The sequence below is a fragment of the Nocardia sp. XZ_19_369 genome, from assembly GCF_015355715.1.
GTDB lineage: Bacteria > Actinomycetota > Actinomycetes > Mycobacteriales > Mycobacteriaceae > Nocardia.
The window spans coordinates 150,296-163,072 of sequence record NZ_JACVED010000010.1; the positions used below are offsets into that span (position 1 = coordinate 150,296).

Sequence of the window (12,777 nt, forward strand, 5' to 3'; positions counted from 1 at the left end):
GTTGGTGATATCAACGTACCATATAAATGGTACGGACATACCATCAAAAGGGATTCACACTCGCGACCGACGAGCGAAAAGCCTTGCGGCGCAGGTGTAGCCGACCACAGCGAGTCCGACGGACCACAGCACCGCGAGTGCTGCGCTGCTGTGCCATTCGCCGCCGATGAGCAAGCCACGGAGCGTGTCGATCACCGGAGTCGCTGGCTGATGCTCGGCGAAGCCGCGTAACCAGGACGGCATGGTGGCGGTCGGCACGAAGGCGCTACTGATGTAGGGGATGAACATGATGGCGTAGGTGAATCCGCCTGCCGCCTCCGGGTTTTGCGCGAGCAGGCCCAGCGCGACCGCGATCCAGGTGATCGCATGCACGAAGAGCACGATCACCGCGAGCGCGCCGAGCCACCCGAAAAACCCTGCGTGCGAACGGAAGCCCAGGATCACCCCGACCACGAGCACCACGGCGACAGCGAGCATGTTGCGCACGACCCCCTCCCCCACATGCCCGGCCAGCAGTGCCTGCCGAAAGATCGGCAAGGTCCGGAATCGGTCCACCGCACCGGTGCGCAGATCGGTCGCCACCGCGGTGGCAGTGATCGAGGCACCGAATCCGGTGCACAGCAGGATGATTCCGGGGATCACGTAGTCGATGTAGGGCCCGTCCACCTGGATCGCGCCACCGAACACGTACACGAACAACAGCATGATCAGCACCGGCAACACCAGCGAGATCAGCAGCGTGTCTCGGCTACGCAGCGTATGCCGCACCGCGCGCCGGAACATGACGGCGCAATCCCCGCAAGCGAGCGCCAGTCCGCTCATACCGCCCCGCCGGCGGTCAGCCTGCTCACCCGGCCGTAGCCTCGACGATGTCGGCGGTGCGCGGCGTCGCGTCCGCGTGCGATTGCAGCTCTCCGGCAAGGTTTTTCGCCCGTTGCGCGGTTCCCTGGTCCAGCAGTGTCCGTACTCCTGATTCCAGCCGCTCCCGGTCGAGCTTGCGGAAGCTCAGATGCGCACCGACACCGAGCCGTTCGACCTGCGCACCCCACATCGGCTGGTCGAACGACACCGAACAGACCAGCGTCGGCAGACCGGCGCGCAGGCTTTCGAAGGTGGTGCCGATGCCGCCGTGGTGCACGGCGGCGGCACACACCGGGAAGACGATGTCGTGCGCGACCGGGCCTACCACCTTGACCTGCTTGCCGGTTTCGGCGTCGGCGGCGGCCAGATCGCTCCAGCCCGCGCTCACCAACCCGCGGATACCCAGCCGTTCGCACACCTCCTCGACGATGGCGAGCACGGCGTGCGTGTCCCGGATGGGCATGCTGCCGAAGCCGAAGTACACCGGCGGGTCGCCCTCCGCGATCCAGGCGATCACCTCCCCGTGATCGGCGGCCAGCTCGCCGAGCGCCTCCCTGGCGGTCCGCTCCAGCGGCAGGAAGCCGACGAGCGGCCTGCGCTCGCCCCACTCCTCGGCCAGGCCGGGCACCAGCGCACGGTCATAGATCTGCACCTCCGGCACGCCCGCACGCGCGAGCATGTCGGCCGGCGCGGCGGTGGTGCGCGGCAGGCCGAGTTCCTTGCGCAGCTGGTTGAGGTAGCGCATGAAGACGACGCGGCGCAGGTTCTCCGCCAGCAGCCAGGTGGCGCGGTTCACCACGGCGGGCGGGTGCCAGGCCGGCGGCAGCGAACCGGGGAACGGATACACGGAGTTCTTCCGGCACGGAAAGCCGTGCAGCGAGACCATCGGCACCCGCATCGCCTCGGCGACCGACGCGGCCCGATCCTCGGTGAGCATGGTCGCCACGATGACGTCCGCGCCCGCGCAGACGTCGATCACCTCGCGGTTCATCTGCTCGGCGTAGTCGGCCATCTGCTTGCCGACCAGCTGCATCAGCCGGAAGCTGCTGCCCGCGGCCAGCGCCTTCTGGCCCTCGTCGGACGAGTAGAGCTGCTGCACGTCCGGCCCGCAGCTGACGGCGGCCAGGCCGGTGCGGGTGGCGAAGTCGACGAGGTTCGGCGGCGCGCCGACCAGCACGTCGTGGCCGCGCCTGCGCAGCTCCAGCCCGAGCGCCACCGCGGGTTGCACGTCGCCGCGGGTGCCCGTCAACGGAATCGCCACTCTCATGCCAGCTCCTGTACCCGGCGGGGCCATACCCCGCACTTGTCGCGACTCGTGTTTTTCCAGCATCCGCGCGGCGCACATGTCCGTACCGTGGTCCCATGCACGTCGCGCTGTTCACGGACTTCCATCCCGCGACTCTCGGCGGGATCCAGACCTCGGTACATGCCCAGCGTCGCGGGCTCGAGCGGCTCGGCCACCGCGTCACCGTGTTCACCGCGCCCACGCCGGAATCTACCGAACCGGACCCGGACCTGGTGGTCCTTTCCGCACTCGGGGGCGTCGTGGTGAACGGTTTCGCCATGGTGCTGCCGACGCCGGCGAACAATCGGGCCATCGACGCGGCGTTCGCCGAGCGCGGCCCGATCGACGTCGTGCACACCCAGACCACCTACGGCGTCGCCATCGCCGGGCTGCGCGCGGCCCGGCGCCACGGTCTGCCCGTTGTGCACACCGTGCACAGCCGCGACGATGTCTTCATCGCCAACACCTCGCCGGTCCCGTACCTGTCCGCGCTCACCATGCGGGCGTTGCACGGCCGCTTCGTCTCCCATCGGGGGCGCATGCCGCGCAATGATGAATCCCGGGCGGCGCGGCATGCCTGGCGCACCATGGTCGCTCAGGCCCAGGCCGCCGATCGAGTGATCGTGCCGACCGAGCACTTTGCCCAGCGCATCCTGGCCCACGGGCTGACTCGGCCGATTCGGGTGATCTCCAACGGAATCGATGACGAACTGCTCGACGCCGCACAGACTTCGGTGCCGGAGTCCGGCCCGGTACGAACCGGTCCACTACGAATCCTGTGGTGCGCCAGACTATCCGGGGAGAAGCGGCTGCTCGAGGCGATCGAGGCGGTGCGGCTCGTCGAGAACTGCGAGTTCGACATCTATGGCACCGGCGAGCTGTGGGAGCGTGCGCGGACGGCGATCGACGCGGGCGGGCTGAGCGACCGGGTGCGGTTGCACGGTGCGGTCAGTCAGGCGGAGTGCCTGGCCGCGATGGCGACGCACGACGTATTGCTCTTCCCCTCTTCGGGTTTCGACACGCAGGGCATGGCCTTGCTGGAGGCGGTGGCCATGCGGCTGCCGGTGGTCTACTGCGATCCGGATCTGGCCGAGACGGTGCCCGAAGGCGGCGGTGTCTGTACCCGCAACCCCTCGGTGGCCGCGATCGCCGACGCGCTGCGCGAACTCGCCGACGACCCGGAACAATTGGCGCCGATGCGCAAGATCCTCGCCGATCATGCCGACTCCGCGCGGCAATCACGCCTCACCGAGGTGATCGTCGCGATATACGCCGATCTGGTCGGAGGTGCGAAACAAACCATGCCGCAGCCTGTTCCGAATGTACCCACCGCGCTGGGGCGACTCCCCCTGCTCGGCCACAGCGTGGTGGCGCTGCGCGATGGACTGAAGTTCGTCACATCGCTGGCCGAGATCGGCCCGATCGTCCGGATCTATCTCGGCCCGCGACCGGCCTATGTGCTCACCACGCCGGACCTCATCCGTGCGGTGGGTTTCGACGAGGCGGGCGAATTCCATCGCGAGGAGCTGCGCGACGCGATCCAGGAAGTCATTCGCGGCGCGTCCAACGTGCTCAGCGGCAAACCGCACGAGCTGCGCCGGCGGATGATCGCGCCCGCGCTGCGGCAGCGCCGGTTGACCGAATACGCGGTGGTCGCCGCCGATCTCGCGAACGCATGGTCGGCGTCGCTGCCACCCGAACAGCCGCTGAACCTGGTGGACGAGGCACACCGTCTCGTCCTCGACACGATCTCCTCGACGCTGTTCACCGCCGAGTTCGGTGCGGACGCGAAACGTGAAGTCCAGCAGAACATCCCGTGGCTGCTCGGCCAGGTGATCCAACGCGCCGCCTTGCCGCCGCCGGTGCGCCGCCTGCGCGTCATCGCCAATCGCCGGTTCACCGCCAAGTCCCGTCGGTTGCGCGCCGAGATCGGCGCCGTGGTTACCGAATATCGCCGCGCCGACCGCGATTTCCACGATGTGCTCTCCGCGCTGGTCCGGCACAGTGACCCGGAGACCGGTACCCAGCTGTCGGACGAGGAGATCATCGACGAGCTGCTGCTGATGCTCGCCGCCGGCGTCGGCTCGACCGCATCGATCCTGGGCTGGGTGTGGCACGAGATCATGCGCAATCCGGATATCGCCGCCGAATTACGCCGTGAGCTCGATGATTTCGTCGGCGAGGGACCGGTCACCCCGGACCATGTCGCGGAACTGCCGTATCTGCGGCTGGTCATCCTGGAGACGCTGCGGTTCTGGGGCCCGTGGGTCAGCACACACACCGCGGACGGACCGGTCACGCTGGGCGGTACCACGCTGCCCGACGGCGCCATGGTTGTGTTCAGCCCGTACATGATTCACCACAACCCGCACTACTATCCCAGCCCGGAAACCTTCGACCCGGATCGCTGGTTCCCCGGTCGCGTCGAGGAGATCGACAAGAAGGCGATCCTGCCGTTCGGCGTCGGCAGCAGGCACTGCCCGGGCAACAACTTCGCCCTGATGACCATCACCCTCGCCACCGCCGCCCTTTTCGCCCGCTGGCAGCCGGTCGCTGACCCGGGCTATCAGGTGAAACCGTCGAACCGTGATTTCGTCGCCGCCCCGTCGCGGCTGCCGGTGGTCCTGCACGCCCGGGCGTAGGGCCGATGAGTTCCGGACCTCACCGTCAACGGCACGGTCGCCCAGGTCACCGACCCGGGCGGCGGTGGACGACATCGCCGCGCGGTACGCCGCGGACGGCTGGCCCGCGAAGGTCGATGCCACCGGGCCGGCGCTCACCGCCGAGTACAGCGCCCCGTCCGCGGGCCCGCCGCCCTGGCACGTCTACCGCATCGCCGTCGAGACCGCGATGGCGCTCGGCACGGTGGAGCCGGGCGGCGCGACCCGCTGGCGATTCTGACGACGCCAACCTCGTCGAGGGGCAGCCGCCGGTTCGGCCCATGACGCGCGGCAGGCCCGTACGCTGCTTGGTGGCATAGTGCCGGCCGTCGAGCGGATGGAGACTCCTATGGCACCCGACCACCCGAGAATGCCACCGCCAGCGCTGGTTCGGGCTGTCGAGCTGGTGCGCAACGGACTCTCGGTCGCTTATCGCAAGCTGGTGCCGGGACAGCTCGCGGTGATGGAACTGCTGGCCGCCGGATGGTTGACGCAGGCGATCCACGCCGCCGCCGAACTCGGCATCGCCGACGCGCTGGCGGACGGGCCACGCAGCGGCGCCGAGCTGGCCGAGACCGTCGGAGCCGATGAGGACGCACTGCATCGACTGCTGCGATTGCTCATCAGCCACGGCATTTTCACCCGGCGCCGGGACGGCAGGTACGCCCTCACCTCGATGGCCAAAGCGCTGCAACGGGACACCGGCGTCACCCTGCGCGACGCCGCCCTGTTCTTCGGTTCGCCTATTCACCGGGACAATTGGTCGCATCTGGTCGACGCGGTCCGCACCGGCAAGCCGGTCGGCGAAGCGCTGCACGGCATGTCGTTCTTCGAGCACGCACGGGTCGATCGTGAGCTCGGCACGCTGTTCGACAATGCGATGACCAGCATCGGCAGCCTGTCGCTCGCCCCGTTGCTCGCGGCCTACGACTTCGGCACATTCGACACCCTGGTCGATGTCGGCGGCGGCGAGGGCGCGCTGATCGCCGAAATCCTGCTCCGGGCACCACGATCCACGGGCATCCTGTTCGACCTGCCGGAGGTGCTGGAGTCGGCGCCGAGCCGGCTGGCCGAGCTCGGGCTGGCCGACCGCTGCGCGATCGAGGCCGGCTCCTTTTTCGATGCCGTACCGCAGGGTGGCGACGCCTACCTGCTCAAGCACATCCTGCACGACTGGGCCGAGGACGACGCGGGACGGATCCTCACGACGGTCCGCGCGGCGATGAAACCCGATGCCCGCCTGCTGGTCATCGAGCTCGTCGTCCCCGAGCACACTCGCCCGCATCCCGGCAAGTTCATCGATCTCGAGATGCTGGTGAATACCGGCGGGCGCGAACGGACCGCCGACGAGTACCGGGAGTTCTTGGCACGCTTCGGTTTCAAGCTGACCCGAGTGATCCCGACGGTGTCACCGGACAACATTCTCGAGGCCGAGCCCGCTTAAGGTGCCAGTGCCGCCGCGATGACCGTGGTCACGACCCTGCTGACGGCTTCATCCGTCGGGGGTATGCCTTTGCGGTCGGCGAACAGCAGATGCCCGGCCCCGATCAGCGTGGGCGCCAACACTTCCACGTCGGCCGCGGCCACGACGCGCCCCTGATTGCGCTCGGCGTCGAGGTAGTCGGCGATCATCGCCGTCGCTTCCGCCAGCAGCGGAACGCCCGTTGGCCTGGACTGACGCAACCTGGCGCGCAACTCGTCCCGGAAGGTGACGAGGCTGACGATCGACACGGCAACCGTCCCGAACAGCTCGGTCAACGCGTCGCTGAGATTGCCGACGACGGTGCCGGTGCCCGCGGCTTCGCGCAACGCGGCCGCCTGCTGGTCGATCCGCGCGATGCGGTCCAGCACGAGCTCGGCCAGGAAGGCGTCGAAGTCGGCGAAATGCCGGTGCAGTACCCCTTTGGCGCAGCTTGCCTCGGTGGTGACCGCCCGGCTGGTCAGTGCGCTCGGCCCGTCCCGCAGCAGGATGCGTTCGGCGGCATCGAACAACTGGTCGCGCACGTCGCGCATGGCCACTCCGGTTGGCACCGTGTACTTCTCCCTTGTCGTCCAGCCCGAAACGGTTGAAGAGTGGGCATCCGCCCACTTATAGTGGGCACATGCCCACTATACCGTCGCCGCCAGAGTCTCATCGCGCCCGCGAGATAGCCGAGTCGTTCGGCGTGGACACCGAGCGCTACGACCGGTCCCGCCCCCGCTATCCCGACGCGCTGGTGCAAGCGATCGTCGCCGAAAGCCCGGGACGCGACTTCCTCGACGTCGGGGTCGGCACCGGCATCGTCGCCCGGCAATGCCGAGCCGCCGGTTGTACCGTCCTCGGCGTCGAACCCGACGAACGGATGGCCGAATTCGCGCGCCGCCACGGCATCGAAGTCGAAGTGGCCACCTTCGAGGCGTGGGACCCCGCGGGGCGAACATTCGACACCGTTGTTTCCGGGCAGGCGTGGCACTGGGTGGACCCCGTCGCCGGCGCGGCCAAGGCGGCGGAGGTGCTACGGCCCGGTGGCCGACTTGCCTTGTTCTGGAACGTAAGTCAGCCACCGCCCGAACTCGCGGAGAATTTCGCCGAGGTCTACCACCGTGCGATCCCCGACTCCCCGTTCTCCCGCGTGCCCGCGACCACTCCTGCTCAGATGTACGCGGCGATGTGCGATAAAGCCGCCGACGGCATTCGCGAGTCGGGCGCCTTCAGCGAGCCGCAGCGGCGGCAATTCGACTGGGAACAGCAGTACACCCGCGATGAGTGGCTGGATTTCTCAGCGACCACCGGCGCCACCACCCGTCTCCCCCAGGCCGTGCTGGACGAGGTACTGGCCGGCCTCGGTGCCGCCGTCGACGCGGTGGGCGGCAGCTTCACCGTGCAGTACACGGCGGTCATGGTCACTGCAGCGCGGATCGCCGCCTGACGCTCGCGACCCGTCGGTCCGTCGACCGAAATTCCTAGGTGTCCGACACGAAAGCGCGGGTGGTGATGCCGAGCGCGCTGCTCGTCATGCAGGAGGCGCGCATCGGCTGGCCGACCGCGGACGGTACGGAATCGGTGCCGGAGTAGGGCCCGAAGATCGGGCCGTCCGGGCTCGAAGCGGCACTGATGCCGACGCATTCGACCTGCAAGACCGAGGATCCGTACCCCTCGTGGCAGCGAGCGATGGCATCGGTCACCCCTCGATCGATGAAGCAGGCGCCGGGGTCGGCGGCCGCGGCGTTCGCGTTGCCGATCACCAGGCCGCAGGTGAGCACGAGTAGGCAGCCGACCCCGATGGTTCGACGTAACAGGGTTCGTACGACTCGGCCTCGCTTACGCTCGCTCACATAGATCCCTTCCTCGCGAGTGTGCACAATCGTCCCGGTACCGGCCCGGTCGCCGCATCAGCGTGAAGCGTCCCCCGGCGCTATTCCACCAGACCCGAGGCGCATTCGCGCGGGACACGACGGTCGCATCGGCCACCGTTTCCCGCGTCAGGGCAAGGTCAGGGCCTGGCCGATCAGGGTGAGGTAGAGCGCGAGGACGAAGACGACGGCGGGCAGCGGCGGATAGTCGGCGCGGTCGCCACGCAGAAACTTCAGTGCGCCGAAGGCCGGTATCAGCAGCAGCGGGGCGGGGAGCCAGGCAAGCAGCGACGAGTATTCCCACGGGCGGACGAGAGCGATATCGCACAGCACCGCCGCGACCGCACACAGCAGCGACGCCGCGGTGCTTCCCCTGGCGCCCAGGGCATTCGAGTACAGCAGCTCGCCGGGGCGGCGTTCCCGCGAGGTCTTCCTGGCGAACTCGAACTGCAGGAAGGCACCGGCGAACACACCGGCGACCGCCGCGGCCTGCCACTGTGCGCGCACCTCGCCGGTGTCGATCGCCGAGACGACCACGTAGCCGGTGACGAGTAGCTGCACCGGATAGGTGACGAACAGATTCACCATGATGTCGGTGCGCACGGTCGCGAACAGCCACTCCAGCCCCCACAGGGCCAGCCCGTAAGCCATTGCGACAGCGATCATTACGGCCGAGCCCGCCGACAGCGCCAGACTGCCCACGATAGCCCCCAGCGCAATGAGTCCCATCGCCACCCGAAGTTCGACCGCACTCACCGCGCCGGTCACCAGCGGGCGGTCCGGGTTGTGCACGCGGTCGTATTCGAGGTCCTTCTGCTCATCGACCATGCGCAGATACAGCAGCACGAACGCGACGACCACTATCCGGACCAGCGTGGCCCCGGTCGGTCGCCAGGCCGATTCCGGCTGTGTCACAAGCGAAGCCGTGCCTTCGAGAGCCAGCACCCACAGCACGCCGTACAGCAGGTAGTGCGGCTTGTACATCACCGCGGTGAACCGGACGATCCGCGCGGCGGACGTCAGCGGATTCCTCACGCCCACCGATCCCAGCTGGTCACCTCGGCCGCCGGTGTGCGCCGCCCCGGCCTGTCACTGCCGGGCAGCAGGTGCGCGACCGGGACCATGGCCACCTGGGTCACCTCGTCGAACGGGATACCGAGCAGGTCGGCGACCTCGCGTTCGTAGGCCAGATGCGCCGTCGTCAGGCAGGATCCGAGCCCACGCTCGCGCAGGGCGAGCATGAAGTTCCACACCGCGGGATAGATCGAGCCGTAGAAGCTCGCCGAGCGCAGCGGCGGCGCGGACTCCGGCAGCCTGCCGAGCGAGCAGACGAGCACCAGCGCGGGCACCTCGGACAGATGCTCCGCCAGGTACCGTCCGGAGGCGAGATCGCCGAGCTGATCCGGCCGCGGTGTGCGTCCGGACAGGTTGGCGGCGAAGCCTTTTCGGTAGTACTCCGCGATCTGCTGCTTGGTTTCCGGGTCCTGCACGACGAGGAAGCGCCATGGCTGCCGGTTGCTGCCGCTCGGTGCCTGAATCGCGATATCCAGGCACTCCAGCAGGTCTCGACGCTCGACCGGCCGGGTGAGATCGAGGCGGCGGCGAAACGAGCGGGTGGTGGTGAGCAGTTCGGTGCTCATCAGCGCTCGGCCGCAGGCAGTTCGGCGTCGAAACCCAGTTCGTCGTCGGCGAATTCGAGATCGACCTCGGCCGCGACCGCATCGCACTGTCGGATCTCGCAGTGGATCACCGTGCGGTCGGCCTGCTGCCCGGTGATCTCCGCAACGCATTCCGCAGGGCGGTCCAGTTCCACGAATCGCTCGAAAGCGCTGCCGACGCACTGTAATCGGGGTGCCCGGTGCAGCACCATGGCCAGCGCGGTCTGCCTGCACGCCTCGATCAAAAGACTCCCCGGCGCATGATCGAGTTGGTGGTCGAACAGAAACGGATGGCCGAGATCGGGCACCAGCGTCGCGCGGGCGGTGGTGCCGGACACCTGTGGCGCGGCGATCACGACATTGCGCCAGTTCTCCCGCCCGACCTCGGCCGCGACCGCGCGATCGGCCAACGCCGAGGCACCCCGATACGCACCGAGACCGAGGCTTTTCCGGAAGGCCGCACGAAGCGAGGCCCACTGTCGCGACGTCATCCAGGAGAACGAGCCGTCGACGGTCATCATCGACTCTGCGCCGCAGTCGATTTCGAGCACCATGTCCAGACCCTGCACCCGCTCACCGCGTACGTGCCGGCGCGGCACCCGCACCCGCATCACGAGATCGGCTGGTGCGGTGCCGATTTCCCATGCCGTGGTGTCCGCGCCGGTGCCATTGAAGGTGCGCACGATGAACGCCATGTCGGCAGGGACGCCGTAGAACTCGTGGCTCAGCGCGATCGCCGCCTGCCTGGCCGCCTCCATCACCAGCAGCGGGTCGTGCCGCAGCGCGAGCGATCCGAGGTGGTCGCTGTAGTAGGCGTGCATTCTCGGTAATTGGGCGCCGACCACGAACTCGTCCTCGGCCACGGTGTCGAGCGAGGTGACGAACACCTCGGATACCGCGCACCGGTGCGCCAGCTCGCGCGAGATCGTGCGCAGATGAGTCGCTGTCTTCACCGTTTCCACGTTTGCCGTCACGGTTGTTCCTCCAGCCAATCTTTCGCGGATACCGGGCGCAGCGTTTGCGGCTGCGTGCCGACCCGCATCGGGAGTACATAGGACCCGAGCACGATCACCGACCACGGATCGAGTTCCCGGCCGTCGGCCCACGCGGCATACAGCAGCTGCGCGCAGTCCGGGTCGGCCGCGCGGTCGAATCCGGGTGCGACCGGGGCACCGGCCGCGTCGAGGTCGCGCAGAATCCGCTCTACCGCGACCGCACGGTCGAAGCTGCGAGCGGGTGTCCACGCGTAGAGGTCGTTCGCGATCGCGAGGGCCTCGGCCGAGCGGTCGAGGCCCGCGCCCGCCTCCGCGATCACCGCCGCCCGGCGCTGCTCGTCCAGGTAGATGGCGAGCTCCCGCAACACGTCGGCGGGATCGTCGGGCGAATGCACCAGATTCAGCAGGTAGCTGTGGCGGCCGAGCAGATGGCGCAGCTCGCCAGGCCGGCGTTTACGCGGGTCGGTCGGGCCCTTGGCCTCCGTGAGGCGCACGGGGACCGGGAGTTCCGCGTCCTCGCCGCGCACGACGAGTACCAGCACGTCGGAGATGCCGACGAGCAGGTCGGCCAGGCGTCGGCGTTCGGGTGAGGCGATGTTCCAGGCGAAGTACCACAGCGCGCGAGCGAAATGCCGATCGACCGCCACTCGGAAGGCAGAGACCACTCGGAAGTCATTGTCCGCCAGCCACTTCAGTGTGGGCTCGACGGCTCTGGCGACAATGGCGTCCGGTTTAAGCAGCAGCATCGAGTGCGCCTTGGCGAACTTCGCGGCATCGACACCGAGGCGATCGAGTTGGTCCACGGTCTCCTGCACATAGGTGTCGCCGGCATAGGCCGCCACCTTTTCCCGCTGCGGCGTCAGCGCGGCGAGCAGCTCACTCAGCGGGGCCGTCACCGGTCGGCTCCGCCGAAGTCGTTGCCCGCCAGCACTTCTTCGATCGACGGCAAGGGCACGCCGAGGTATCCGGATTCCAGGCAGTAGTCCAGCAGCACCCGCAGATACTCCTTTCCGGTCGACGGCGACGATCTGCCGAGCAGCACTTCGGCATTCGACGTGTCGAAGGCCAGCCGACGCTCGAAGTAGCTGGTGTACAGCGAGCCGATGCGCCGGTAGTACTCCCGCTCGATGGCGCCGAGATCGTCTTCGTGGAAGGTCGTCGCGGGCACGAAGGTCGCGACCTCGAACGACGGATACTCGGCGAACACGTCGGATACCTCGCGCAGCGACAGGGTGTCCCGGCCGAGCGCGTGAAAGGTGCGGCCGGTCGCCGAGTCGAAATCCAGCACGGCCGCGGCGATCACCTCGGCGACGTGGTCCACCGGCGCCAGCGCGAGCGTCGCGTCGTACCGGCCGGGCAGCGAGCGCAGTTTGCCCTCGACCATGAGCTTGACCACGGTGTAGAGGTTCTTATACTCGCGGATCACGCCGGTGCCGCTCGCGCCTGTCACGATGCCCGGCCGCACGATCGCCCAGCGCAGGCCCTGCCCACCCGCCGCACGCACCAGCTGTTCGGCGCGGAACTTGCTCTGCTCGTATCCGTTTCCGAAGGACTGGCCCGCGTCGAGTTCGTCCTCGGCGATGGTGCCGCCGCGTCTTCCGCACACATAAGCCGTACTGACGTGCACGAGCGGGACGTCCCAGGTCTGGGCGAGTGCGATCGCGTTGGCCGTGCCCTGCACATTGAGTTCGTCGTAGTCCTGCGCGGCGGCATCGAACGCCGTGGTGGCGGCGCAGTGCACGATCATGCCGACACGTTCGGACAGATCCGCCGAATCACGCTCGGACAGCCCGAATCCGGGACTGCGGATGTCGCCGGCGACCGGGCTACCCGCGCCGAGTGCGGTGCCGTCGTTACGGACGATGCACGAATTGCTGTGCAGCACAGCCGCGACCGGTCGGCTCGCGGCGGCCAGCCGAGCCACCACCTCCGCGCCGACGAGACCTGTTGCGCCGGTGACCAATACGGTGTCGCGCCCGCTCATG

General features: G+C 68.3%; 13 protein-coding genes. 4 read left to right on the forward strand and 9 right to left on the reverse strand.

Annotated features, from left to right (window positions below; genetic code table 11):
* Positions 1 to 54: 54 nt before the first annotated feature.
* Positions 55 to 822: an ABC transporter permease gene (locus IBX18_RS33580; protein WP_194837504.1), complete on the reverse strand. Its 768-nt coding sequence runs from the start codon at positions 820 to 822 to the stop codon at positions 55 to 57.
* Between the two features lie 25 nt (positions 823 to 847).
* Positions 848 to 2,128, reverse strand: a complete 1,281-nt coding sequence (locus tag IBX18_RS33585; RefSeq protein WP_194837505.1) for a glycosyltransferase — start codon at positions 2,126 to 2,128, stop codon at positions 848 to 850.
* 95 nt (positions 2,129 to 2,223) lie between these two features.
* On the opposite strand from IBX18_RS33585, the gene IBX18_RS33590 reads away from it, so the two are divergent.
* From IBX18_RS33590 to IBX18_RS33600, 3 genes are all read left to right on the forward strand, one after another.
* Positions 2,224 to 4,788 (forward strand): cytochrome P450, encoded by a 2,565-nt coding sequence (locus IBX18_RS33590; RefSeq protein ID WP_194837506.1) that lies wholly within the window; start codon positions 2,224 to 2,226, stop codon positions 4,786 to 4,788.
* A 64-nt stretch (positions 4,789 to 4,852) separates the two neighbouring features.
* Entirely contained in the window at positions 4,853 to 5,047 is a 195-nt protein-coding gene (locus tag IBX18_RS33595) for a pyridoxamine 5'-phosphate oxidase (RefSeq protein WP_194837507.1), read from the forward strand.
* Between the two features lie 108 nt (positions 5,048 to 5,155).
* Positions 5,156 to 6,250, forward strand: coding sequence for a methyltransferase (locus IBX18_RS33600; RefSeq protein ID WP_194837508.1), 1,095 nt, complete (start codon positions 5,156 to 5,158; stop codon positions 6,248 to 6,250).
* On the opposite strand, the gene IBX18_RS33605 is transcribed toward IBX18_RS33600, so the two are convergent.
* Positions 6,247 to 6,837, reverse strand: a complete 591-nt coding sequence (locus tag IBX18_RS33605; RefSeq protein ID WP_194837509.1) for a TetR/AcrR family transcriptional regulator — start codon at positions 6,835 to 6,837, stop codon at positions 6,247 to 6,249. The two genes, IBX18_RS33600 and IBX18_RS33605, sit on opposite strands and share 4 nt — an antisense overlap.
* 71 nt (positions 6,838 to 6,908) lie before the next feature.
* On the opposite strand from IBX18_RS33605, the gene IBX18_RS33610 reads away from it, so the two are divergent.
* The gene (locus IBX18_RS33610; RefSeq protein ID WP_194837510.1) at positions 6,909 to 7,715 is read left to right on the forward strand and encodes a bifunctional 2-polyprenyl-6-hydroxyphenol methylase/3-demethylubiquinol 3-O-methyltransferase UbiG; all 807 of its coding nucleotides are present in this window, start codon (positions 6,909 to 6,911) and stop codon (positions 7,713 to 7,715) included.
* 34 nt (positions 7,716 to 7,749) lie between these two features.
* On the opposite strand, the gene IBX18_RS33615 is transcribed toward IBX18_RS33610, so the two are convergent.
* From IBX18_RS33615 to IBX18_RS33640, 6 genes are all read right to left on the reverse strand, one after another.
* Positions 7,750 to 8,121, reverse strand: a complete 372-nt coding sequence (locus tag IBX18_RS33615; RefSeq protein WP_194837511.1) for a hypothetical protein — start codon at positions 8,119 to 8,121, stop codon at positions 7,750 to 7,752.
* A 147-nt stretch (positions 8,122 to 8,268) separates the two neighbouring features.
* Positions 8,269 to 9,174 carry a hypothetical protein gene (locus IBX18_RS33620; RefSeq protein ID WP_306796525.1) on the reverse strand — a complete coding sequence of 302 codons (906 nt, stop codon included), beginning with the start codon at positions 9,172 to 9,174 and terminating at the stop codon, positions 8,269 to 8,271.
* Positions 9,171 to 9,779 carry a nitroreductase family protein gene (locus tag IBX18_RS33625; protein WP_194837513.1) on the reverse strand — a complete coding sequence of 203 codons (609 nt, stop codon included), beginning with the start codon at positions 9,777 to 9,779 and terminating at the stop codon, positions 9,171 to 9,173. The genes IBX18_RS33620 and IBX18_RS33625 overlap by 4 nt, the downstream gene beginning before the upstream one ends.
* Positions 9,779 to 10,771 (reverse strand): ScbA/BarX family gamma-butyrolactone biosynthesis protein, encoded by a 993-nt coding sequence (locus tag IBX18_RS33630; protein ID WP_306796526.1) that lies wholly within the window; start codon positions 10,769 to 10,771, stop codon positions 9,779 to 9,781. The genes IBX18_RS33625 and IBX18_RS33630 overlap by 1 nt, the downstream gene beginning before the upstream one ends.
* Entirely contained in the window at positions 10,768 to 11,688 is a 921-nt protein-coding gene (locus IBX18_RS33635; protein WP_194837514.1) for a nucleoside-diphosphate kinase, read from the reverse strand. Before IBX18_RS33635 ends, IBX18_RS33630 begins: the two co-directional genes overlap by 4 nt.
* Positions 11,685 to 12,776 (reverse strand): SDR family oxidoreductase, encoded by a 1,092-nt coding sequence (locus tag IBX18_RS33640; protein ID WP_194837515.1) that lies wholly within the window; start codon positions 12,774 to 12,776, stop codon positions 11,685 to 11,687. Before IBX18_RS33640 ends, IBX18_RS33635 begins: the two co-directional genes overlap by 4 nt.
* Between the last annotated feature and the right edge of the window lies 1 nt (position 12,777).

Excerpts from the sequence above, each read along its gene's own strand:
- IBX18_RS33580 (WP_194837504.1), bottom strand. The coding sequence starts at position 822 with ATGAGCGGACTGGCGCTCGCTTGCGGGGATTGCGCCGTCATGTTCCGG.
- IBX18_RS33585 (WP_194837505.1), bottom strand. The coding sequence starts at position 2,128 with ATGAGAGTGGCGATTCCGTTGACGGGCACCCGCGGCGACGTGCAACCC.
- IBX18_RS33590 (WP_194837506.1), top strand. The coding sequence starts at position 2,224 with ATGCACGTCGCGCTGTTCACGGACTTCCATCCCGCGACTCTCGGCGGG.
- IBX18_RS33600 (WP_194837508.1), top strand. The coding sequence starts at position 5,156 with ATGGCACCCGACCACCCGAGAATGCCACCGCCAGCGCTGGTTCGGGCT.
- IBX18_RS33610 (WP_194837510.1), top strand. The coding sequence starts at position 6,909 with ATGCCCACTATACCGTCGCCGCCAGAGTCTCATCGCGCCCGCGAGATA.
- IBX18_RS33625 (WP_194837513.1), bottom strand. The coding sequence starts at position 9,779 with ATGAGCACCGAACTGCTCACCACCACCCGCTCGTTTCGCCGCCGCCTC.
- IBX18_RS33640 (WP_194837515.1), bottom strand. The coding sequence starts at position 12,776 with ATGAGCGGGCGCGACACCGTATTGGTCACCGGCGCAACAGGTCTCGTC.